We start from the raw sequence: 25383 nt of genomic DNA, 5'->3' as shown, positions 1-25383 counted from the left end.
TTAAATCTTTAAATTATTTTTTAATCTTTCAATTGACACTTTTATTTATTCCACCACATTTTCACGTTGATATTGTCTCCTCCCATCGATTGTACGGCTGCGTTATAATTATCTGTATTCATCACTTTTGTAGCCGTAGGATACATGAATCTCACAGGCATTTGCCCTCCGTTCTGAAGCCCTCCGTTATTAGGGAGTACAGGAAGTTTTGTACGTCTGTATTCATACCATTGCTGATGGTCAATAAAAAACAGGGATATGTATTTCTGAAGTATAATTTTTTCCAGAGAGCCGTCATACGCCACTTTAGGATTACTGAAGTAATTGGCAGGAACTGTTGCTCCCCATTGTTCGATTATAGATTTCACCCCGGTTTCGTAATAGGTTTGCTGGTTTCCCGCGATGATTCCTTTATTGACTAATTCTGCAAGGATAAACTGAACTTCAGAATAAGTCATGATTAAAATCTTTAAAGGTGCTTTCGCCAGATTCTGATTAAGGTTGGAAGGCTGATAGTTGAAAGATGTTCCCAAAGCGTATCCTGAAGGAGCTCCTTTATAACCAAGATCTTCTCCTGTTCCTGCTTTCGCTTTTGTGAAAAATAGGCTCAGTCTTGGGTCATTATTATCTTTCATGGCATTCACAAAGAATTCACCTGCAGCCCTGGAAGCGGTAAAATCCTGTGGGCGGGCTATTGGCGGCAGGTAGGGAGATATTCCGGAAAGCGGCAGCACTGCACTGTCTGTATTATTCTGAAAAATGGGATATTGAGCCGGATTATTGATAATTTCCTGAATTCTTTCATAGACATTTACTTCTCCGTTTCGGCTTAGAATTCTGGTTAATAATCTTAATGAAAGAGAATTACAGAATTTTTTCCATCCTAAAATTCCGGTCTGGCTGTTGGTATTGGCATTATAAAACAGATCGGTTTCCGTTAATACCTGATTGGTATTGAATAACGAGTTGGCTGTTTTCAGATCATTTAACAGCTGAATGTAGATATCTTTCTGCTTATCATATTTTGGTCTTAAAATATTTTCTTCAACTTTAAGCGCTTCAGAAAAAGGTATATCTCCGAAAGCATCAGTAAGGTTGGAGGCAATCCATGCATTCAGGACCATTGAAATAGCAAGGTAATTATTATTCTGTTCTTTGTCTGCATATTTTCTGAGATCATTTACCTGCTTAAGCCATCTGTAAGAAGTATTCCAGTATCCGTTACCACTTTTTTCATCCATATAATATCTGCTGTAGGAATTTCCTTCATTGGGAAAGTCTAAAGCAATCTGCATCATATCAAAAGTGAAATCATCTGCTCTGTTATAGCCGTAACTCGCCATTTCATACTGAATGGGAGCAAGAAGGCTTCCAACGGAAGGGTCTTTAATCCTGCTGGTATCTGTATTGAACTCCTCGAAAGTTCTGTCACAGGATTGAAGCATGAAAACCGAAACTGCCAATGTCAGATTTATAATTATTTTTTTCATTTTTAAAATTTAGAATTTAAGATTTAACTGAAAACCAACTGTTCTTGCTGCCGGGAGTTGTCCCATTTCCACTCCGGGAGTAATGGTTGCATTATCCAACGTAGCCACTTCGGGGTCAAACATTGGAAATTTGGTCCACATCCACAGGTTCTTTCCGAAAATGGCAATGGTAAGATCATCCAGACCTATTGATTTTATGGTTTCTTTCGGGAATGAATAGGCAATTCTTGCGTCTCTCAGCTTAATAAAGTCTGTACTGAAGCTGTTGGTTTCCACATTAGCCCTTCTATAATAATCTCCGTAATAAGAAGATACCAGTACTCCTTTTGTATTCGTACTGAACGATCCGTCAGGATTTTGGACAACACCGTCTCCTACAATCATTCCGCCAGGATTATCTCTTCCCGGAAGGGTAGATTTCAGCTTACCCTGTTCAGACATTTTATGATGTGACTGAGAATAAGCAATACCACCGTACTGACCGTCAAATGAGAAACTGATCGTAAAGTTCTTGATTCGGAAATCATTCTGAAGACCGGCTCTCCATTTCGGGAACGCATTTCCTACTTTTTCAATATCTGCTGGTCTTGCAGGAAGTCCGTTATCGCCATAAATTACTTTTCCATCCGGAGTCCTTAGTAGTTTAAAGCCATACATATCGCCCAAAGAACCTCCTACTTCCATTTTATAGAATACTACATCTCCTACGTTGGAAACAATACCGTCAAAGCCTTCTGGTAAGGTCATCACCCTGTTTTCGTTGGTAGACCAGTTTCCACCAACTTTCCATGAGAAGTCTTTACCTTTTATGGCTAAGATATCCGCTGAAAGTTCAAGGCCTCTGTTTCGGATTTTTCCGGCATTGATGATCCTTTTGGAATATCCGCTTTCTGTAGGCATCGATACCGGAATAATCTGGTTTTCACTGAAATTCTGGTAGGCAGTAAGATTAAGGTTCAATCTGTTTTTGAAAAGGCTGAAATCCATACCGGCTTCAATATTGGTATTTTTTTCAGGTTTAAGAGATGGATTATTAAAAGTGGTAGGCGCCACTACACTCCCTGTAATATTACTTGCTGTATAATAGTTATCCAAAAGATAAGGATCACTGTCTATCCCTACTTTTGCCCATGAAGCTCTCAGTTTCCATAGGTTCAGATTATTGCTTTTCAGATTAAAAATATCTGATAAAATGAAACTGGTACTCACCGAAGGATAAAAGAATGATCTGTTTTGCTTCGGAAGCGTAGAGCTCCAGTCGTTTCTTCCGGTAATATCCACAAATATTTTATTGTCATATCCCAGAGTAAGCAATCCGTACACACTGTCTACATGTTTATCTCTGGGTGCCGGATATTTAACCGGAATAGAAAGTGCGTTGGTAAGGCTGTATTCTCCTGCTGTTTTCAGTCCGATGGCCTGATAATCATTAAGCAGGTATTCATTATAACGAATGCTTCCCCCTGCTGATGCTGAAATACTGAATTTATTCCAATCGGCTTTATATGAGAACAAAAGGTCGTTATTATATTCCTGGTTTTTGATAAACTGTTCTCTGTAGAAACCTTTCAGGTAATTGGCAGAGCTCCAGGGTCTTTTGGTCGTTCTTTTTTCATTCAGGATTTCAATTCCTGACCTCAGCATTACACTGAAATTCTTATTAAACTGATAATCCGCTGTGATATTTCCTGTAATAGTCTTCTTTCTAACTCCATTCAGCATTTCATAAGCAATCATATATGGATTGTCAATATAGGAGCTGAACGGATGGATTTGGTCAATTTGTTCCTGCCCCGGCTTCCAGATCGGCTTATACCACTCCAGATCTACATTGGGATTCTGGAAGATCATGAAATAGGAAATCGACTGGTTGTTGTATCCTGTTGCAGGAAGATTATCACTGGTAGTAGTGTTATAGGCAAATTTTGTTGATATTTTTAATTTTTGGGTAAGCTGATGGGCAAATGACAAAGCAAAATTGAACCTGTCGAAGCCTGTATTTGGCATCATCCACTCATTATTTAGGTAAGTAAGTGAAGATCTGAAGCTGGTTTTCTCGTTGGAGCTTTCTACGGAAATACTGTTCGAGTAGGTAGAACCTGTTCTCCAGAAACCTTTAATGTTATTTTCATAAGGTCTCCACAATTGTCTTTCCTTGCTCTGCCCCATTACGTTAGGATCGTATTGGAAATAATACTGTCCGGCGAATTTAGGACCAAAAGCACTACTGGTTCCTCCGGTATTTGGTCCATCCGGAGAAAGGCCATAAGAATAGTAGAAGTTTCCTGCTGTATTGGTTGCCAGTGTTCCCTGCCCGTATTCGTATTGCCAGTCCGGCCATTTCAATACAGAATCAAAGCTTGAGGAAGAGTTAAAAGTAACCCTCAGTTTTCCGTTTTTAGTTTTTCCGGATTTTGTGGTGATCATTAAAGCTCCGTTGGCAGCGCGTGATCCGTATAATGCGGCTGCAGAAGCTCCTTTCAATACCGTTACGGATTCAATATCATCCGGGTTGATGCTGTTCAATCCATTTCCAAGATCGATGGGAACGTCACCTCCGGAACCTGCTCCATACGCAGCCGTACCGGAACCTGTGGTAGAATTCCCCAATGGCACTCCATCCACTACAATAAGAGCGTAGTTGTGATCCATCATAATGGATTTTTCCCCTCTCAAAGTAATTCTGGAAGTTCCCAACGGCCCTGCTCCGGCCGTCTGGATTTTAAGACCAGCGACTTTTCCTTCCATCGACTGTGCCCAGTTATTATTCTGGGTTTCTTCAAATGTTTTGGCATCTACTTTCTCAGCAACATACCCTAAGGCTCTGTCATGCCTCTTGATTCCCAAAGCAGTCACTACTACTTCATCAAGTCCTTTAATGGTATCTTTTTTAGCTTTCTGCTGAGCTGCCAGATTAACGCTGACCAATCCTAACAGCGACAAAACCAACAGTTTTTGTGTCTCTTTACGCATTTCCTTTTTGTTTGCGCAAAATTAGAACGACATTACAAGGATGGCCTTAACATGACTTTAACGTTTCTTAAAAATTTATTAAACCATATGTTAATCAAGTCTTAATAACATTAGTTAAACACCTAATCAACAAATACTTAATCAATTAAGTATTTTTAATACGGTTTCCAGGTTGTATTTATGTATCTTTATTGTCTGTCTTTGAGATAATACCACACAAAACAACCAACACACTGAATAACAATATATTAAAACAAAATCTAAGCACTTGATTCTTTCATTAACTCTTAAAAAGAAGGGCTTAGCTTCTAAAAAAAGCAGCCTGCTTCCATATAAGAGGCAGACTGCATAAATTATTGGTTATTTGTAGAGATGGTTAAAAAATTTCGTTTGACCACCCCGTCAAAAATTCTTTGAATTTTTGCCACCCCTCCGGAGGAGGGAAATATTTTGTCCTTCAGTTGTTATATTTCTGAAGATGTTAAATCTATTTATTCTTCAACTGATCAGGAATATTGGTTGTTACGAATCCTATTCCTTGTTTTTTCAATTCTTCGTAAACAGCAACGTCATTTACGGTCCATGAATTGGTAATTAACCCTAATGCTTTTGCATCAGCAATCCATGTTGGGTTTTTCTGGAAGACGCTGTAGTGGTAATCCATACCATCCAATCCTTCTTTTTTGATCTGCTCAGGTGACAGTTCACCGTTCAGATATTGTACTTTAAAAGACGGAGCCAGTTTTTTGATCTCTTTACAGATATTAAGGCTGAAAGAAATAAACTCACTTTGAGATTCCAGCTTCATATCTTTAATCATTTTGATCGTTTTTTGCGTGATCTCATTTTCTATTTCCGGAGTTTTCGCTGGCTTGATCTCAACGATCAGCTTCAGAGATTTGTCTTTTTTCCCCTGTTTTAAATAATCTTTTAAGGTCGGGAATTTTTCTCCGTTGGATAATTTCAATGCTTCCAGTTCTTTGAAAAGAGTTTCTGAAATTTCCATTTTACCATGGTGTTCATCATGATTGATCACCAATACACCATCTTTTGTCATTCTTACATCAAATTCCGCCCCATATATTTTTAATTTCTGGGCATTTTCCAATGATTGAATTGAATTCTCTGTTGTTGGAGGCTGAGCCTGGAAATATCCTCTATGGGCAATAATCTGGGTTTGTGCTTTCATCATAACTGTACTTAAAACTGCTAACCCTAAGATAAAATTTTTCATAATATAATTTTAAATTATTAAAATAAAGTCGTGAAACTTCCTGATAAAGGTAGTTATTACAAAATAAAAACCAAAAGACATAAAAGATTTACTGATTAAAGCTAGGTGAGATTTACCATAGCCTGCTCAATTTCTTTTATGTCTTCAGTGGTTAAAAAAGGTAAAAGTTAGAAACTGTATTTCGCACCGATCTGGATCTGGTAAGGATTTCCTGTCAGAGGAACCAAACCGCCTCCACTTACGTTTTTGGTGTATTCGTACTGCATCGTATCTTTATTGAACTTGGTTACCTTATACAAAGAAGTATTTGAGTATGATTTGTTTACCCCCCATTCTTTGTTAAGAAGGTTGGCTACGTTGAAAATATCAACAGAAAGTTCAAAAGCTCCCACTTTATCGAATTTAATTTTCTTGGCAACACGTACGTCCCAAACACCGTAGAAACCGTTTTTACCTCCGTTACGCTCTGCGATTCTTCCGTTATATTCATTGATATAATCTTTCAGGTCCTGCCCTACCTGCGGATCATCCAGTATGGATTTGGTAAGATTAGGGAAGATAAAAGCAAGATCGTTGGAATCTACGAAGTCGCCGTTGATGTTTCCTCCTGTGGTTGCTGAGAAACGCGTTCCTCCGATTCCTGAATACCTGATCCCCAATGTAAATCCTGCAATGGTAGGAGAGTTTCCATAGATCACGACTTTGTTTCTGAACTGGTTGTCAGAATAGGTCATTCTCAAATCTCTAGGATCACTCTGAATCATGGTAGACAATGTTGCAGAGTTGGCTACGTTTCCGTTGTATGAAGTATTGTCTTTGATATCAGACCATGTATAACTTGCGGTGATTTCTCCATCTTTCCAGTAGCGGTAACTTGTATCGATTACGAATGAGAACTGGTTTACTTTACCATCGCTCACCAATTCCAGTACTCTTCCGAAATTATTATTGATTCTTCCCTGTTTCCAGTCGAAACTTACACTGTTATTGGCATTATTGGTAATAGCTCCTGTAGGAATAAATACTCCCCTTCCACCTTCGTTAGCCAGTGTAAAGAAAGGATTGGCCACCATGTTTCTGTCGTAATAATAGTAATTGTTTCTACCTAAAGCCATATATCCTGCAATTCCTGCTCTGAACCTTTCATTGAAGAAATGGGTATAAGAGATATTGGCTTTATAAACGATCGGGATCTTTGCATCCTTACCGGTATAGTTGATCGTCGGAATCTGCTTCTGGGAAAGTGACGGAACCGTATTATAATCATCTCTATAGCTGTTGAAATCCGGGAAAGGAACATCTTTACCCGTTACATCCACAGTAGCCAGATGCTTTCCATCAAATACAAGGTTGTTGATGATCATATAATTGTTGATATCGGAAGAGAAAATTCCGGCACCGAACTTCAGGAAGTCTTTATTTCCTTCATTGATGTTCCAGTCAAACTGGAATCTTGGCTGGATGACAAATGATTTGATCTGGTTATCCGTTCTGATTCCCATTTCATCAAACAGTTTCTGGTTGAATTCTGCTTTCGGGTAACCACCGTAATCTAATCTCAAACCAGCCATTAAATCAAGTCCTTTAGCTACTTTGGTCTGGAATTGCCCATAGAGACCGATGTTCCAGATATTTGATCTGACAGACGGATCGGCCACCAAAGGAACTTCTCTATAGAATCGGTAAGGTGTCATGGTCTCAAAATTGCTCATTCCCTGGAAATGGAACCTTCCGTTCACCTCACTTCCGTATACCGATTTTGCTGTTGTATACATAAGGTCTGCCCCAAACGTATATTTTACCTTATCTGTATTGTAATATAAATTATCTACAATCTGGAACACATTATTTCTGAAGCTTTCCTGAGCAAAGCGGTGTCCTCCGATCTGAATATTCGTAGATCCCGCGCTGGAAGATACTCCTTCAACAATAGCTCTCGGTACAGGTTTTCCTAATTGATTGTTCTGGTAACTGTCCTGGAAAGTATAGAGATACTGCGCCTTTAATTCGTTGGTTAAGTTAGGTCTCAGATTTGATCTTAAAGTTAACAATAAACTGTTATCAAGGTTTTTATCATTTCCGTACGACTCAAAAAAGTTGATATTGGTATTATCACCTAATCCGTTTTTGTTAAGATCGTAAGTAAAGTTATTTCTAAGCGTTAATAAATGCTTTTCATTAATCTGCCAGTCTAGACGTAAGAAACCGGCATCAGAGTTTCTCACTTTATCAAAAGTTCCGAATTGCGGGCTGCTTCCTACTCCATATTTTGCTCTTGCAATATCCAGGAACTGATTAAGCGTTTGCGTAGTTGTGTTGAATCTCTTCTCATCATCCGGAGATTTGATATCAGCAATCACTAAAGGTCTTGAATCCAGCTGATGATCCCATGCTACGAAGAAGTGTAATTTATTTTTAATGATCGGACCTCCCAATGAAAATCCGAACTGCGAAGTAGAGAAGTCATTATTTCTTTTGTTTCCTCTGATGTCATATGGACTGGAAAGCCAGTTTGTTCTTAAATATTCCCAGGCACTTCCGGAAAATTTATTGGTTCCTGATTTGGTAACAGCACTTACTGTTCCTCCTCCGCTTCTTCCCAATGTAACATCATATTGGTTGGTAGTGATTTTGAATTCACGGACCGCTTCAATGGAGATGGAAAATGGTGCACCGCTTCGGCTCGTTGTTGATCCTGCAGAAGTAGGATTTTTTGCGGTCATCCCGTCAATCGTAAAGTTGGTAGAAGATCCAAGCTGGCCGGAAAGGTTTCCTCCTTTTCCGCTTAACGGAGATAGTTCCGTAAGATTGGTGAAGTTTCGTCCGTTCACCGGAAGCATGCTGATGTTTTTCGCAGAAATTGCGGTAGCTGCTCCCAAGTTTCCGATCTTGTTTTTAAGGTTTCCTGTAATTTTTACTTCCTCAATAGTCTTCTCGTTCCCCAGATCCATATTCACGGTCACCTGATCTCCGAAGTTGACATTATAACCTTCTTTTTTATCATCATTGACAATAACCGTGTAAGGCCCGCCAAGAGGAATTTCTTTAAAAATATATTCTCCTTTTGAGTTGGTTTCCGTTTCCGTTCTGAATCCTGTGGACTCGTTCACGATCGTCACTTTCACTTTTTCCTGAGCCGTACTTCCCGGTCCGGTAACTTTCCCTACAATAGAAGCCTGCGTGGTCTGTGCATAAGCCATTGTCCCAAGCCCTAAAAACAATAATCCCAGTACAATCTTTACTTTTTTCATTTCTTCCGAAGATCTTTATGATTAATTTTTTGATGTTCGCCAGGAAACCTCTTTGATTTTCATTATGATAGATCATTATGAGGTTTCTTTCAATCAGATGTGCAAAGGTATTTTGACTTTAAGAGCGGGGTGTTTAAGAAAGTTTTAACATTTTTTTAATTAAATCAAAACGTTATGTTAAATTAGTTTAAACATATGTTTTATGTTATACAGAACCAATCTGTTAAAGCATATTAAGCATTTTTAATTTTCCTATCTATTTTATTCTGTTATTTTCTAAATGCAATTACTTTAGTTATTTTTGCTCAAAAGATAGAAAAGCAATGTCTGAAAACATTCAACAAAAGATAGAACAGCTCCGCAAAGAGCTTCACCAGCATAACGAAAATTACTACCAACTGGATACTCCCACCATTACAGATTATGAATTTGATATGCTTCTGGAGGAGCTACAGGATCTGGAAGCCAGGTACCCAGAGTTTTATGATGAAAATTCTCCCACAGTACGTGTGGGTGGTGGTGTTACCAAGGTTTTCCCCACAATTCAGCATAAATTCAGAATGTATTCTCTGGACAATTCCTATGATTTTGACGATCTTGAAGACTGGGAAAAGAGAATCATCAAAACGATTGACGATCCGGTAGAATTCGTTGCTGAGCTGAAATACGACGGTGCTTCCATTTCTATTCTTTATGAAAACGGTAAGCTTTCACAGGCTGTGACCCGTGGTGACGGTTTCCAGGGTGATGAGATTACCCCGAATGTACGTACCATTTCAGATATTCCTCTGACTTTAAAAGGTGATTTCCCTGCTCATTTTTTTATGCGTGGTGAAATTTATCTGACCAGAAAAAACTTTGACAAAATCAATAAACTTCGTGAGGAAGAAGGGCTTGATCCTTTCATGAATCCAAGAAATACTGCCAGCGGAAGTTTGAAAATGCAGGACAGCGCTGAGGTAAGAAAGCGTGGACTTTCTTCCGTATTATACCAGTTTATTTCTGATGAAGTTCCTGCGGAAACCCATTGGGAACTGCTTCAGAAAGCTCAGAGCTGGGGCTTCAAAACCTCCCAGCAGGCCAAATTATGTAAAACAATGGCTGAGGTACAGGAATTTATTACTTTCTGGGACACAGAACGTCATAATCTTCCTTTTGAAATTGATGGTATTGTTTTAAAAGTGAATTCACTACAGCAGCAGAGACAACTTGGCTATACGGCCAAATCTCCGCGTTGGGCTATGGCTTATAAATTTAAAGCGGAAAAAGTAGAAACAGAACTTCAAAGCGTTTCTTATCAGGTGGGAAGAACCGGAGCTATTACTCCTGTTGCTAATCTTAAACCTGTTTTACTGGCCGGAACCATTGTGAAAAGAGCTTCTCTGCACAATGAAGATATCATCAAAAAGCTGGATCTTCATGAACATGATTTCGTGTATGTAGAAAAAGGAGGTGAAATTATTCCGAAAATCGTAGGCGTAAACACAGATAAAAGAACTGAAGAAAGCAAAGAAATTGAATATATCAAACATTGTCCTGAATGTGGTACCGAGCTGGTAAAAATTGAGGATCAGGCCATCCATTTCTGTCCGAACGAGCTTCACTGCCCGCCACAGGTTGTAGGAAGAATGATCCACTATGTTTCCAGAAAAGCTTTGAATATTGATAATCTTGGAAGTGAAACGATTGAACAGCTGTACAGAGAAAGACTGATTGAAAATCCTGCCGACTTCTATGTTTTAACAAAAGAACAACTTCTTCCACTCGAAAGAATGGCTGAGAAATCGGCTCAGAATATCATCACAGGAATTGAAAAATCCAAAGAAATTCCTTTTGAAAAAGTTTTATACGGAATCGGGATCAAACACGTGGGGGAAACAGTTGCCAAGAAACTGGTTAAAAACTTCCCAACGATTGAAGAATTGAAAAATGCAACCGTAGAAGAGCTCTGCCAGGTAGAAGACATCGGAGCTAAAATTGCAGTAAGCATTGTCGATTTCTTCCAGAATTCTGAAAACGTATTGATGATCGAACGATTGAAATCTTACGGAGTACAGCTTGAAAAAGGAGAAAGTACCAATGAGGTTCTATCCAATGTTCTGGAAGGAAAAACTTTCCTGTTCACCGGAAAATTGTCATTATTTACCAGAGAATCTGCTGAGGAAATGGTAGAAAAGCATGGCGGAAAAAATATTTCTGCGGTTTCAAAAAACCTCAACTATCTTGTAGTAGGTGAAAAAGCAGGAAGTAAGCTGAAAAAAGCACAGGATATCGGAACAATTGAAATCCTGGATGAGCAACAGTTTCTGGATTTGATTGAGAAACAGTAATAAAATCAAAATAATATTAAATAAACCATTAAGATATTGTCTTAATGGTTTATTTTTGCCTTTTTAATTAAATAAGCTACTAAACTAATCCATGAAAAAACTCTACTTAATTATCTTTATGATATTTTTTGCCATATTTCAGGCACAAACTGTCAATATTACTGATACCAATTTTATGACAAAATTATTGAGTGCTAACAGTAATACTAATCAGATAGCTAAAAATTTAGCCGGAACATGGACTAAGATTGATCTGAATAATGATGGGCAAATTCAAGTATCTGAAGCTATAAATCTTAGTTATCTTGATTTATCATCTTCTCCGAATACAAATTATATGTCAAATCTTTCAGGAATTGAAAGTTTTATTAATCTAGTTTCTTTAGATCTTAACAGAAACAATCTTACAAACATCAATTTAAGCCTTCCTAATCTAGAAAAGTTAGTCGTAAACAACAATGGTGTTACTTCTCTTGACATTCAAAATTGTCCTAAATTAAAAAATTTAGATATTTCTAACCATGGGTTTACTGCATTGGATATACAAAGTACATCTCTTAAAAATATTGTTGTGGGAGTAAGTTCAAATCCGTTTAGTATGACCTTTCAAAATCTTCCGAATTTGGAAACTGTAATGATGTTTAAAGCTCCTATCGTTTCCTTGGATTTAAGCAATAAACCTACTCTTAAAAACGTACGTCTTGAGGAAATGGATATTTTAACAAGCCTGAACTTACAGGGTTGTAATATGCTGAATGAAGTGCAGCTTACAAAACTTTACGCCTTACCTTCTTTAAATCTTCAGAACTTACCTGAATTAAAAAAAGTATATTGTACGTATGGATCTAATTTGCAAAGTATAAATTTAACTAATAGTTCAAGTATCAATACCTTACAAATCTTTAATAATAAATTATCTAGCATCGATATCAGTACACTTAATAATCTGGTGGATTTTAACATCAATAATAATATGTTAACCTCATTGAATGTAAGCAATCACAATCTATTAGAAAGTCTGGAATGTGGGTTCAATAATATTAACAATCTTAATCTCCAAAATACTCCTGCTCTCAAAGTTCTTAACTGCTCATCAAATATGCTGCAAAATCTCAATTTACAATCCTCTCCTCTATTAATGTCATTAAATTGTACTAATAATAGCCTCACAACCTTAGATCTTTCAATGTTATCAAACTTAAACAGCTTAGGTTGTGGAGGTAATAATTTACAGACTTTGGATATTACTCATAATCCACTTTTAACAAGCATAAACTGCAGCTCCAATAATTTAAAATTTCTTTTTGCAAAAAATGGAGCATTACAAGCCCACATGTGTAACTTTAGCTCTAATAATTTATTAAAGTATATTTGTTGTGATCCGAATCAAATTGATAATTTCGCGTATTACGTTAACTATAACGGAATTAATTCTGCTGTTGTAATTAATTCTTACTGTTCTTTTACTCCGGGTGGTAGTTCTTACACAATTCAAGGAAATACAAAATATGATAGTAATGGGAATGGATGTGACTCCAATGATTTAAATAAAGCATTGCAGCAATTTAATATTACTAATGGATCTGTGTCAGCAACTTTTATTGCCAACAATTCTGGAAATCATTCTATTGCTGTAGGAGCCGGAACCCATACACTAACTCCCGTTTTAGAAAATCCTGCCTATTGGACAATTTCACCAAGTTCTTTGACAGTAAATTTCCCATCCCAAACAAGTCCATTGACTCAAAATTTCTGCTTAACATCGAACGGAACCCATAATGATCTTGAAGTCTTAATTATTCCTACTACGGCTGCCGTTCCGGGATTTGATACAAAATACAAAATTATTTACAAAAATAAGGGAACAGTTGCCCAATCCGGAAATGTTGTTTTCAATTTCAATGATAACCTAATGAATTTCCTGAATGCAACCGTTTCTCCCGATACCCAATCCACAGGAACTTTGATCTGGAATTTCACCAATCTTCTTCCTTTACAGCAGAAAGAGATCACAGTAACATTGAAATTAAATACACCAACACAGGCTCCACCGCTAAATGGAGGTGATATTTTACATTACACAGTACAAATCAATGGAGCTACAGACGAAACACCTGCTGACAATACCTTCACATTGAACCAAACGGTTGTTAATTCTTTTGACCCGAATGATAAGACTTGTCTTGAAGGAACTACTATTGCACAAACCCAGGTGGGAGACTATGTACATTACCTGATCAGATTTGAAAATACAGGAACAGCCAATGCACAGAACATTGTGGTAAAAGATGAAATTGACATTACTAAATTTGATATTTCTTCCTTGGTAGCGTTAAACGGAAGCCACAATTTTGTGACAAGAATTACCAATCCGAATACCGTAGAATTCATCTTTGAAAACATCCAACTGCCTTTTGATGATGCCAATAATGACGGATATGTTTCATTTAAGATTAAAACAAAATCGACCTTAAATATCGGGAACAGCTTCAGTAATACAGCCAAAATCTATTTCGATTACAACCATCCGATTATTACCAATACTTATACGACAAGCGTTCAAAATGTATTGGCAACAGCAGAAATTGATAAGGAAAACCAGAGTATTTCTGTTTATCCTAATCCTGCAAAAGATGTTTTAAATATCAGATCAAGGCAGGAAATCATCAAAGCTGAAGTCTATGATGCGACTGGAAGAATTATCAGCTCATTAAGTGTAACAGGAAACTCAATTTCTGTTTCTGAACTTTCTAAAGGAAACTATATTCTAAAAGCTTTCACAAAAGACAAAGTAATTGTACAGAAGTTTATTAAGGATTAAATTTATAAAATGAATAACAAAGAAGGCTGTGATAGATTTCACAGCCTTTTTATTTATTAAGAATCAATATTTTCAGGTATCTTCGGAATATATATAATCTTGTTTACTTAAAAACAATAATAGTATACGGAGCGTTTTCTCCTGATTTTGGCAGGATCAGCCTGATATGTTCCCTATTCTTGTAGTAATCTGTATAAAGCTCTTTGGTGATAATCTTTCCTTTCTCGGTTTCTTTATACCCGGCAGTCAATATCAGTTTAAGATACTGCTCATAGTCTTTTTTGTCATTAAACTCAAACTCAATTCGATCTTCATATTTTTCTTCTTTGTATTCAAACTTTCCGATTTTCGAGGTATAGTTCGGAGCTTCGTATTCGGTTAAAAGGAAGCTTACGCCTTCTGTTCTGTCATAAAACTTGAACTGAAGCTGTTTCATTTCTTTTTTAAACTCATCCATCGTAAGTTTGTTGAAACTGTTAAGCTGTTCTACTGTGAATGTTTGTGCAGAGACCTGAATACTCAGTACAACTGAGAATAATAGGAGTCCTAACGTTTTTCTCATTTCTATTTTTATCGCAAATATAAAATAATCCTTATGAAACCGGCAGTCTGAAATAAAACGTACTTCCATTATTCAGAGAACTCTTCACTCCTATTTCTCCATGTTGTTTTTCAATGAAATTCTTGGAGATTGCTAAGCCCAGCCCCGTCCCGTTCTGATGTTCTCCGGGAACCTGGAAATAGCGGTCAAAGATCTGGCGGTGGTATTTTTCATCAATTCCGCTTCCGGTATCAATAATACTGAACTGAATAAATGCATTGAGTTTTTCTACCACAATCTTAATATTTTCATCCTGAAAAGAGTGCTTTACCGCATTGGTAAGAAAGTTATTCATTACCCAGACGGTTTTATCAAAATCTGCGGTCACCGCATCACTGTCTTCCAGAAGATATTCTGTGCTGATGGAGATATTTTTCTGCTCCGCCAGTTTTTCAACATTCTTTACAGCAGTCTGTACAATTTCTTTTGGGGAACATTTTTCTACGGTCAGTCTGATATTTCCGGATTCTACCTGAGAAAGATTCAGCAATTCTCCAGTGATATCCAATAAACGCTGTCCGTCTTCATTGATACTTTTCAACAATTCCTGCTGCTGCTCATTCAGTTCTCCGAACTTTTGGTTTCCAAGAAGCTGAACACCCATTTTGATAGCTGAAATCGGAGTTTTCAGTTCATGGGAAATGGTTGCAATGAAGTTGGTTTTGGCAAAATCAAGCTCTTTAAAAGGCGTAATGTTTCTCAACAATATTACCTTTCCTATATTTTTTTTCTCCTTTTCTCCTGTTTTTACAATATTGATGGGAATAATATCCTGTTCAAAATAGTTTTCCTTATTATCGCGGACAATTTTAATCGGATCTTTTACCGGATGATCGATATTTTTCAGCAGTTCACGCATCAGATCATTATTGATGGCTACTTCATGAGCCGTTTTTCCAATAATATCTTCCTTATGGAGATTCGTGATCTTTAAAGCTTCATCATTGATCATGTAGATAAAATGATTCTCATCCAAACCAATTACCGCATCATGCATATTGTTAACCAATGTTTCGATACGTTTTTTATCCATAAGCTGCTTGGAAAGCGTACTACTTTCGTACTCCTGAAGTTTCTCCGCCATGGTATTGAAGGAATCTGCCAGACTGTTGAATTCTTCACTTCCTTTAAAATGAACCCTCTCGCTATAGTTTTTATCGGCAATCTGTTTGATACTGAAGGTCAATTGATTGATAGGCTCTGCAATGGTTTGCGGCAAATTGAAAAGCAGGATAAAAGCAATCAGAAAGCATACAGTACCTAAACTTACGATCCAAAAAGTAGCATTTTCTGCTGTTATAATCGCAATGTCACTTTTTCGTTCTATCCCCTTCATATTCAAGGACATGATCTTCGAAAGATCTTCACGGATAAGCTTTTCTTTATTGATATCGGGAGCTTTAAGGTAGCTGTTGAAATGCAGATTCAGATTCTGAGTGGCTTCTTTTTCTCCAAATTCTGTAAGGTTCTTTTCCTGAAGCTTATTATTTTTTCGAAAATCTGCTATGGCAACGGTACTGTCTGTACTGATATTATCCAATGCCAAAAGCATATTTTTGGAAAATTCCAGGCTGTTGTAATTGGCCGTAAGGATCTTTTCAGTATCGGATTTTAATTTATTGATGTATACAGAACCTATCACTGAAAGCAGAACGATCAGTAAAAATAAAAGGCCCACGCCTAAGGTAAGTTTCGTTTTAAGTTTCATTACTTTTAAGATAAAATAATAATATCTATCTGTCTTTCATTCAGCCTGTTCATAAGGGTATAGATCCAGCTGTATCCCAACATTCGCTGCCAGAAACTGGCGTGAGGTTTTCCAATACAGACCGTCGTGATGTTATGAGCAATCACATATTCCAGAATCCCGTTGTGGACACTGCTTTCTTTGATGCGGACTACTTTGGCACCTAATTCCTGTGCTAAATTAAAATTATTAATTAAATACCGCTGTTTATCCAATGCAATTTTTTCCGGATTTTCAGAAGGCTTCTGAACGTACAAAACAGTCCATGGACTGTTATAGTAGCTGGCTAATCTGGCAGTTTTACGGATAATTGTTTTGGCAATCTTCTCATTACTGCTGATGCAGGCCAGGAATTTTATGGGCTTAAAATTTTCGGTTTTGATCTCTGTCTCTACCTTTCTTTCCACGTGGGTGGCTACTTCTTTTAAAGCCAGTTCACGAAGTTGAAGAATATGTCCGCTCTGGAAGAAATTACTAAGCGCCGTCTGAATTTTTTCTTTTTTATAGATTTTTCCCTCTTTTAAACGGGTCAGCAGCTCATCAGCAGTAAGGTCAATATTGACTACTTCATCTGCTAGCGCCAGTATTTTATCCGGAACCCGCTCTGTTACTTCGACTCCGGTAATTTTCTTAACCTCTTCATTCAGGCTTTCAATATGCTGGATATTCATGGCACTGATGACATTGATCCCGTTATCAAGAATTTCCAGCACATCCTGCCATCTTTTTTTATTTTTAGAACCTTCTACGTTGGTATGGGCAAGTTCATCTACCAGAACCACTTCAGGATGTTCGTTGATGATAGCCTGAAGATCCATTTCTTCAAGATTTTTTCCTTTATAAAAGACTGATTTCCTTTCAATCTCAGGAAGACCTTCTACAAGGGCTACCGTTTCTTCTCTGCCATGCGTTTCAATATAGCCAATCGTTACATCAATGCCATTTCGCAAAAGGGAATGCGCTTCCTGGAGCATACGGAAGGTCTTTCCTACACCTGCACTCATCCCTATATAAATTTTGAATTTTCCTTTACGGGACTTCTGAATCAGTTCTAAAAAATCTTTTGCTGATGACATTGATTTTATTCTTTTTAATTTTACTTTAAGCACTATTCTCTGTGACTAAACCGATATTAAAACCAGACCGCTAAACTCGATGTTATAAAGAAATTTCCTTTTTTAAATTCATCATTTTTAGCAAAAATGGCGTCTTTTGAAGTAAAACCTCTCGCTTCTGTGCGGAAAACTACATTTTTGAAAACAGCATAATCCACATTCAGAGAATATCCGAAAGTTTGAAATCCGTTAGGCGTTTCAGTGCTGATAATCACTCCGTTTTTATCATTATAATATTCCAGTCTTCCCGCTAATGCCCATTTGCTGTCCAATTGATATTTCATCTGAACATTCGGACTGTACCAGATATTATACTGCTCGCTTCCTTTTGATTTCTGCTCAGCGCCAATATCAAATCCCAATACAGCCGAAAACTGATCTGTTATCTGAAAGCTTCCGTACAAATCATGGAAGTAACGCATTCTTTTGTCCTCTTTTGCTTTATCATTCCCTATGAATGAACTGCTGTTCAGGGTAATTTTATCAGTTGGTTTATAGGTTACCTGGTGACCAAAAGAAATACTCTGGTTTCCCTCAGGTTTGGCAATACGTTGCCATCCGTTCAATACCAATCCGCTTACAAACCATTTTCCATTATCTGAGGTATAAGAAATTTTGGCTCCTGTTTCGAAATAAGGTGAGTTTTCAGCGGCCAGACTTCTTGTCAGATTAACATTGTCTTTTCCTATGGCACTTTCCCATCCAATATGGGAAGGCATGATCCCTGCATCAATCCATAAGTTTTTATTTTTTGATAATCTGATTCCAACATTGGCTTCGTTTACATAACGTAGTGCATTTTGTTCGGCAGCCATATTATCCTGAGCATAAGTTCCTGCCATTAAAGCAACGTTGGCACGGATATTTTCACTCTGGTAATTGGCTTTAACCAATCCCAGATTAAGATTCATTTCATTGTGCCTGTTATAGGAATACAAAAAGTTTTGACGAATATGATTACCTGGTTCATTAAAATCATACGTATAAAAAAGTTCTGCATAAGCGGAAAAGGTCACTTTATTACTTGTTTTTAATGAATCTGATGATTGGGCTTTTGAGAAAAATATTCCCAATACGGCTCCTATAACTAAATATTTTTTCACTTTATTTTTATATTATTTAAGAGGATAAGAAGAATTTAGCTATTAAGAAAAGATAAGGATTTACCAGCGAATTATAAATGAGAAATATTTTGAAATCGTAGATTTTTTTGTGTAGCTCCTTCAATCATCTTAATGGCTTCAATTCTTCTTTTTATCATTGTATGATTTGAATTATTTTAATTGATCTAAAGCGATATTAAGCTTCAGAACATTTACTTTTGACGGTCCGAAAAGTCCTAAGAAAGGCTTTTCAGTCTGATTATTAATTAAGCTTTTGATCTCTTCCTCTGAAATACTTCTCACTTTTGCAATTCTTTTTGCCTGGTATAAAGCCCCTTTTTGAGAAATATCCGGATCCAGTCCGCTTCCGCTGGCGGTTACCAATTCTACAGGAACTTTAGCATTACCCATTTCAGGATTGTCCATTTTTAAAGTATCAATTCTTTTCTGTACAATTTCCAGATATTCTTTATTGCTTGGACCTTTGTTGCTTCCTCCACTTCCCGCTGCGTTATAATCGACAGAGGATGGACGACCGTGGAAATATTTTTCAGACTTAAATTCCTGACCGATATTGGCATAAAACTTCTGCCCTTTATTGTAAACAATTTCTCCGTTTCCTTTGTTAGGAAGTATTTTAGAACCTCCATAAACCACTGCCAGATAAATACCAGTAACTAGCAACATGACAAGAGTTAATCTGAATGCTGAAACAATATGATTTTTCATTTTTTTAATTTTAATAGAATAAACTGATTACCAGATCAATGATTTTGATTCCGATGAACGGAACGATTACTCCGCCTAACCCATAGATCAAAAGGTTTCTTCTTAATAATGCACTGGCACCGATGGGCTTGTAAGCAACTCCTTTCAACGCCAGCGGAATCAGGAACGGAATAATCACCGCATTGAAAATAACCGCTGATAATATGGCTGTTTCAGGACTGTGAAGATTCATAATGTTCAGCTTCTGAAGAGAAGGAATAAAAGTGATAAAGAGCGCCGGAATAATGGCAAAATACTTTGCTACGTCGTTTGCAATACTGAAAGTGGTCAACGTTCCTCTGGTCATCAATAGCTGTTTACCGATTTCTACAATTTCGATCAGCTTTGTAGGGTCATTATCCAGGTCTACCATGTTGCCGGCTTCTTTAGCAGCCTGCGTTCCGCTGTTCATCGCAACACCTACATCTGCCTGGGCTAGTGCCGGAGCATCATTGGTTCCGTCTCCCATCATGGCTACCAGCTTACCTTCCTGCTGTTCCTTTTTGATGTAATTCATCTTATCTTCAGGTTTTGCTTCAGCAATAAAGTCATCTACTCCTGCTTTTTCAGCAATGAATTTGGCGGTCAAAGGGTTGTCACCAGTTACCATTACCGTTTTCACCCCCATTTTTCTCAGTCTCTGGAAACGTTCCTGAATTCCGGTTTTAATAATATCCTGAAGTTCAATAACGCCCCAAACTTTTTCATTAACGGCTACTACTAAAGGAGTTCCTCCGTTTTCAGAAATTTTGGTTACCGCATCCTGGGTTTCCTGCGGGAAGATATTCCCGGCTTTTTCAGTCAGTTTTTTTATTGTATCGTAAGCTCCTTTACGGATTCTTGTTTCATCAAAATCAATTCCTGAAGTTCTTGTTTCTGCAGTAAAATCGATATATGTAGGGTTAGCAACTAATAAATCTTCAGGTTTTAAAGCACTTAGTTCAATAATAGATTTCCCTTCCGGTGTTTCATCCGCTACGGAACTTAATGCAGAAGCTTTAATAAATTCTTCAAGCTGAATTCCATTGGCAGGGTGAAATTGAGTTGCTTTTCTGTTTCCGATGGTAATTGTTCCGGTTTTATCCAAAAGCAATACATCAATATCTCCTGCTGTTTCCACTGCTTTTCCGCTTTTAGTAATCACATTCGCTCTCAGCGCTCTGTCCATCCCCGCTATCCCGATTGCAGAAAGCAGACCTCCGATGGTTGTCGGAATAAGACAAACGAAAAGAGATATAAATGCCGCTATGGTAATCGGAGTCTGCGCATAGTCTGCAAAAGGTTTTAAAGTGAGGGTAACAATAATAAATGTAAGCGTGAATCCTGCTAAAAGTATGGTTAATGCGATTTCGTTGGGTGTTTTCTGTCTTGACGCTCCTTCTACAAGAGCAATCATTTTATCTAAGAAGGATTCTCCGGGTTTTGTGGTTACTCTTACTTTAATTCTGTCTGACAATACTTTCGTTCCTCCCGTTACAGAACTTTTGTCTCCACCCGCTTCACGGATGACAGGTGCACTTTCTCCGGTAATAGCAGACTCATCAATGGTAGCAAGACCTTCAATAATCTCACCATCCATCGGAATCTGATCTCCGGCTTCGCAAAGGAAAATATCACCTAAGGTCATTTCAGCAGACATCTTCAGCCTTGTTTCTACCTGAAATCCCGGCTTGTTATCAAGTACCAGTTTGGCCGGAGTTTCTTCCCTTGTTTTTCTAAGGGTATCAGCCTGCGCTTTTCCCCTTGCCTCTGCAATAGCTTCTGCAAAATTGGCAAACAAAACGGTGAAAAATAAAATTATAAATACTAAAAAGTTGTAGGAAAAGCTTCCCTGGGTTTTATCACCGGTAAGGCTGAACATGCTTACGATAAACATGACTATGGTTCCGATTTCCACCAGGAACATTACCGGATTTTTAAACATAATTTTCGGATTCAGCTTTACGAAGGACTGTTTTATCGCTTCGTTGACCAAATCTCTTTGAAACAATGTTTGTGACTGATTTTTCATTTTTTTGAAAGAATTTATATCATTGTAAATCAATAGTAACCATCAAGGTCTGCCGGATAATAAGGATAGATATGGATAATATTAAGTGAACGTTTCGTAAGTGTCAGACTAGTTTCCTTACACTTTTCAGCTTCCTTAATGGTTGAATATTGATTTAATTTTTAATGTTCACATTTATTTTGAGAAATACTGAATCTGCTCTGCAATAGGCCCTAGAGTTAATGCAGGGAAGAAAGACAATGCCGCAATCAGTAAAATCACTGCCAGAGTCATGAATCCGAAAGTAGCCGTATCTGTTTTCAGTGTTCCTGAACTTTCAGGGATATATTTCTTCTGTGCCAACAGACCTGCAATGGCTACCGGTCCTATGATCGGGATAAATCTTGAGAGTAACAGTACAATTCCTGTTGAGATATTCCACCAGGGTGTATTGTCTCCCAACCCTTCAAATCCGGATCCGTTATTCGCTGCGGAAGAAGTAAACTCATACAGCATTTCACTGAAACCATGGAAGCCGGGATTATTCAGTGTCTTTGCTCCAAATTCTGGTAGATAAGCTGTTAAAGCTGTTCCTGCAAGAATTAAAAAAGGATGGAATAAAGCGACGATCATAGCAATTTTCATTTCCTTTGCTTCAATCTTTTTACCCATAAATTCTGGCGTTCGTCCCACCATCAGCCCACTGATAAATACAGCAAGAATGATAAAGATAAAATAGTTCAGAATTCCGACTCCACAGCCTCCGTAGAAGCAGTTGATCATCATCGCAAGCAATTCATTCATTCCCGAAAGCGGCATTGTACTGTCATGCATTGAGTTCACAGATCCTGTTGAAATAACTGTGGTTGCAATACTCCAGTAGCCGGACGCTGCACTTCCGAAACGGATTTCTTTACCTTCCATAGCTCCCAGGCTGTTATCTGTTCCCATTTTTGTGATCAAAGGATTTCCTCCTGTTTCATTCACGATATTCGGAATGGTAAGTGCCAGAAAACCGACCGTCATTATCGTAAAAATCACCCATGAAAGTTTTCTTTTATTCAGATAAAAACCTAGTGCAAATACCAATGCAAACGGAATGATCATCTGAGCGATCATCTCTGTCATATTGGTCATATAATTAGGATTTTCAAGCGGGTGCGCAGAGTTGGCTCCGAAAAACCCACCTCCGTTAGTTCCCAAATGTTTGATCGCAACAAATGCAGATACAGGCCCTCTGGAAACATCAGCTTTCTGACCTTCCAGTGTTATAATGTGATCTTTTCCTTCGAATGTCATCGGACTTCCGTTAATAGAAAGTACTAAGGCAACAATTATACTTACCGGAACCAGAATTCTGATCATTGATTTGGTAAAAAAATCGTAGAAGTTCCCAAGTTCGGTACTTGTTTTTTCTTTAAAAGCCTTGAAAAGGACAGCCATTGCCGCCATTCCCGTTGCAGCCGTAACAAACTGTAAAAACATCAGATAAAGCTGGCTCAGATAACTTACTCCTGTTTCTCCTGAATAATGCTGTAAATTACAGTTCACTAAGAATGAAATGGTAGTATTAAAAGCAAGATCGGGTGACATATTTGGATTCCCATCAGGGTTCAAAGGAAGCCATGCCTGATTCAGCAAAAGAAGGAAACCTATGATGAACCAAACCAGATTGATCGCCAGCATGGCATACATATTCTGTTTCCAGTTCATCTGGCGGGCAGGATTAATTCCCGAAACTTTATAAATTAACTTTTCAATGGGTTCAAAAACCGGATCCAGAAAAGTCTTTTTGTATCCGTAGACATTAGCTATATATTTCCCTAAAAATATTCCGATAACTAATGTGATAGCAAACATTGCTATAATGCCTAAAATCTCTGTATTCATGACTAATTAAAATTTTTCAGGTTTCATTAAAACATAACAGATATACACAAAGGCAAGTATTGAGAGGAAAAATAAACTCCACATAATTTATATTCTATCAAAAAATTCAACTGATTTATACAAAAGCCAAAACAATACTGCAAAAAGCAGAATTAAACTTATGAGCATCATATTTTAATCATTAGGGTTAAAAGGGTCAACAATACGTACGATACAATCAGCAGACTAAAAGTCGACTGCTCCCGTTTTTTAAACGTTTTTCTTGAAATTGTCATTTTTAAATATTTTATTCGAAGACTATATGCCAAAAGAAAGTCCATTTTGAAAAACAAACAGTCAATTAATTGACTAACAACACATTAATACAAAACACAAAACCATATAAAAACAGAAAAGCCTATCAAAATGATAGGCTCTTTATTAAAATGATAAAAGGTTATTTTAATCCGTATTCTTCAAGTTTACGGTATAATGTGGCAATACCGATTTCCAGTAAACGGGCAGCTTCTGCCTTGTTACCTTTTGTATACTGTAGAACCTTCTGTATGTGTATTTTTTCCAGTGATCTGATACTTAAAGAATCACTTTCAGGAACAGCTTTTTCCGAATAATGGGGAAGACTTTCTGCGTCAAGGATATTGTTATCCATCAAAATCAAGCTGCGTTCCACGGCATTTCTCAGTTCACGGATATTTCCTTTCCAGTCGTTTCGTTCCAGTACTTTATAGTAATCAGGATTTACCTGAACCCCTGTCAGATGAAGTTTATGAGAAAAAATATCTATAAAATGCTTGGCAATAGCTTTCAGGTCTTCTTTTCGTTCTCTTAATGGCGGAAGCGTGATCTCAAAGACATTCAGCCTGAAATAAAGGTCTTCTCTGAAATTTCCCTGCTTTATTTCATCTATCAGGTCTCTGTTGGTAGCAGCAATTAACCTGAAGTCAGATTTAGAAACTTTGGTTTCACCCATTTTGATAAATTCTCTGGTTTCTAAAACTCTGAGCAGTTTTGCCTGAAGTTCTATTGGCATCTCACCGATTTCATCCAAAAACAGAGTTCCTCCGTTAGCTTCTTCAATCAATCCTTTCTTATCTTTCAAAGCTCCAGTAAAAGCACCTTGTTTATGACCAAAAAGCTCGCTTTCCAGAATTTCTTTACTGAATGCTGAACAATTGATCGCTACAAAACTGTTTTTCTTCCTGTCACTTCCTTTGTGAATGGCACTCGCAAAAACTTCCTTACCAGTTCCGGTTTCCCCTGTAAGAAGAACAGCAGCATCCGTTAAAGCTACTTTTTCAGCCAGTTTCTTAGCGTGCAAAATAAGTGGTGATTTACCTATTATCTGATTAAACCCTTTCGTCACAGCCTGCTGAACAACCCTCGATTTATTGTCTTTTACCTTATCAAGAGCCTTATACACTAATGGGATTATTTTCTCATTATCATCTCCTTTCACCAGATAATCATAAGCACCATTCTTCATAGCCTGTACAGCATCCGTAATATTACCGAATGCCGTCATCAGGATAATTTCAAGCTGTGGATATTTGGTTTTGATAGCCTTTACCAGCTCTACCCCAAAAGCATCAGGTAGACGAACATCGCTCAGAACAACATCAAATTCATATTGCTCCAGCATCGTCATTGCCGAACGCGCCGTAGAAGCTTCTTTTACATTAAAATTTTCTTGGGAAAGGATCATTCCTAGTAATTTAAGGAGTTTGATCTCATCATCGATGATCAGAATATTTCCTGACATTGTAATTATTTTTGGAAAACTAGTACAAACTTATTGAATTTATTCGAGGAAAACGGGGTAATAGAAGGAAATAGTTTACTTAACACCATTTGAGATTTCAGGAGCTGTTTCCCGCTATCCATTCATACTCCTCGCGCCTGTGCTCCCGCCCTGAGTAAAGCCGCACGTCTCCATGCCTGCTGCGGGGTAACCATTCCTATCGGGGCTAGGATGGTGAATGAATCATCAATGATAAATTATAAAATGATGTAACGAAGTTCGGGATACGGATTCCGTGGTTATCTTTCAATGGAGTTATTGGTTGCAATGGC

At 37.6% G+C, this 25383-nt stretch carries 14 protein-coding genes; 2 read left to right on the top strand and 12 right to left on the bottom strand.

Translation table 11 applies throughout. The annotated features are described in order from the left end of the window. Positions 1-41 precede the first annotated feature (41 nt). The 4 genes from PZ898_RS21460 to PZ898_RS21445 all read right to left on the bottom strand — a co-directional run bounded on the left by PZ898_RS21460 (position 42) and on the right by PZ898_RS21445 (position 8948). Positions 42-1490 (bottom strand): SusD/RagB family nutrient-binding outer membrane lipoprotein, encoded by a 1449-nt coding sequence (locus tag PZ898_RS21460; protein ID WP_277694206.1) that lies wholly within the window; start codon positions 1488-1490, stop codon positions 42-44. Positions 1491-1499: 9 nt separating this feature from the next. After that, positions 1500-4463, bottom strand: a complete 2964-nt coding sequence (locus PZ898_RS21455) for a SusC/RagA family TonB-linked outer membrane protein (RefSeq protein WP_277694205.1) — start codon at positions 4461-4463, stop codon at positions 1500-1502. A 487-nt stretch (positions 4464-4950) separates the two neighbouring features. Next, a complete protein-coding gene (locus PZ898_RS21450) occupies positions 4951-5697 on the bottom strand; it encodes a glycerophosphodiester phosphodiesterase family protein (protein ID WP_277694204.1) in 747 nt (248 codons plus the stop codon). 167 nt (positions 5698-5864) lie between these two features. Beyond that, a complete protein-coding gene (locus PZ898_RS21445) occupies positions 5865-8948 on the bottom strand; it encodes a carboxypeptidase regulatory-like domain-containing protein (protein ID WP_277694203.1) in 3084 nt (1027 codons plus the stop codon). Between the two features lie 323 nt (positions 8949-9271). Here PZ898_RS21445 and ligA point away from each other — a divergent pair, with 323 nt between their 5' ends. Both ligA and PZ898_RS21435 read left to right on the top strand, forming a co-directional pair. Continuing rightward, entirely contained in the window at positions 9272-11278 is a 2007-nt protein-coding gene (gene ligA / locus PZ898_RS21440) for an NAD-dependent DNA ligase LigA (protein ID WP_216445174.1), read from the top strand. Between the two features lie 91 nt (positions 11279-11369). Then, the gene (locus PZ898_RS21435) at positions 11370-14099 is read left to right on the top strand and encodes a T9SS type A sorting domain-containing protein (protein ID WP_277694202.1); all 2730 of its coding nucleotides are present in this window, start codon (positions 11370-11372) and stop codon (positions 14097-14099) included. A 103-nt stretch (positions 14100-14202) separates the two neighbouring features. Here PZ898_RS21435 and PZ898_RS21430 read toward each other — a convergent pair whose 3' ends face one another. The 8 genes from PZ898_RS21430 to PZ898_RS21395 all read right to left on the bottom strand — a co-directional run bounded on the left by PZ898_RS21430 (position 14203) and on the right by PZ898_RS21395 (position 25072). After that, positions 14203-14661 (bottom strand): hypothetical protein, encoded by a 459-nt coding sequence (locus PZ898_RS21430; protein WP_277694201.1) that lies wholly within the window; start codon positions 14659-14661, stop codon positions 14203-14205. A 31-nt stretch (positions 14662-14692) separates the two neighbouring features. After that, the gene (locus tag PZ898_RS21425; protein ID WP_277694200.1) at positions 14693-16408 is read right to left on the bottom strand and encodes an ATP-binding protein; all 1716 of its coding nucleotides are present in this window, start codon (positions 16406-16408) and stop codon (positions 14693-14695) included. A 5-nt stretch (positions 16409-16413) separates the two neighbouring features. Continuing rightward, positions 16414-17523: a sensor protein KdpD gene (locus PZ898_RS21420; protein WP_277694199.1), complete on the bottom strand. Its 1110-nt coding sequence runs from the start codon at positions 17521-17523 to the stop codon at positions 16414-16416. Positions 17524-17579: 56 nt separating this feature from the next. Next, the gene (locus PZ898_RS21415; protein ID WP_277694198.1) at positions 17580-18665 is read right to left on the bottom strand and encodes a porin; all 1086 of its coding nucleotides are present in this window, start codon (positions 18663-18665) and stop codon (positions 17580-17582) included. 171 nt (positions 18666-18836) lie between these two features. Continuing rightward, positions 18837-19394, bottom strand: coding sequence for a potassium-transporting ATPase subunit KdpC (gene kdpC / locus PZ898_RS21410; RefSeq protein ID WP_277694197.1), 558 nt, complete (start codon positions 19392-19394; stop codon positions 18837-18839). A gap of 10 nt (positions 19395-19404) precedes the next feature. Further along, positions 19405-21444 carry a potassium-transporting ATPase subunit KdpB gene (gene kdpB / locus PZ898_RS21405; protein ID WP_120232938.1) on the bottom strand — a complete coding sequence of 680 codons (2040 nt, stop codon included), beginning with the start codon at positions 21442-21444 and terminating at the stop codon, positions 19405-19407. Between the two features lie 174 nt (positions 21445-21618). Then, entirely contained in the window at positions 21619-23313 is a 1695-nt protein-coding gene (gene kdpA, locus PZ898_RS21400) for a potassium-transporting ATPase subunit KdpA (RefSeq protein ID WP_277694196.1), read from the bottom strand. 436 nt (positions 23314-23749) lie between these two features. Beyond that, the gene (locus PZ898_RS21395) at positions 23750-25072 is read right to left on the bottom strand and encodes a sigma-54 dependent transcriptional regulator (protein ID WP_277694195.1); all 1323 of its coding nucleotides are present in this window, start codon (positions 25070-25072) and stop codon (positions 23750-23752) included. Positions 25073-25383 lie beyond the last annotated feature (311 nt).

The organism is Chryseobacterium sp. WX (genome assembly GCF_029542485.1).
Lineage (GTDB): Bacteria > Bacteroidota > Bacteroidia > Flavobacteriales > Weeksellaceae > Chryseobacterium > Chryseobacterium cucumeris.
The sequence above is the reverse complement of the archived record's forward strand: the minus strand, read 5'-3'. Positions and strand labels throughout refer to the sequence as shown.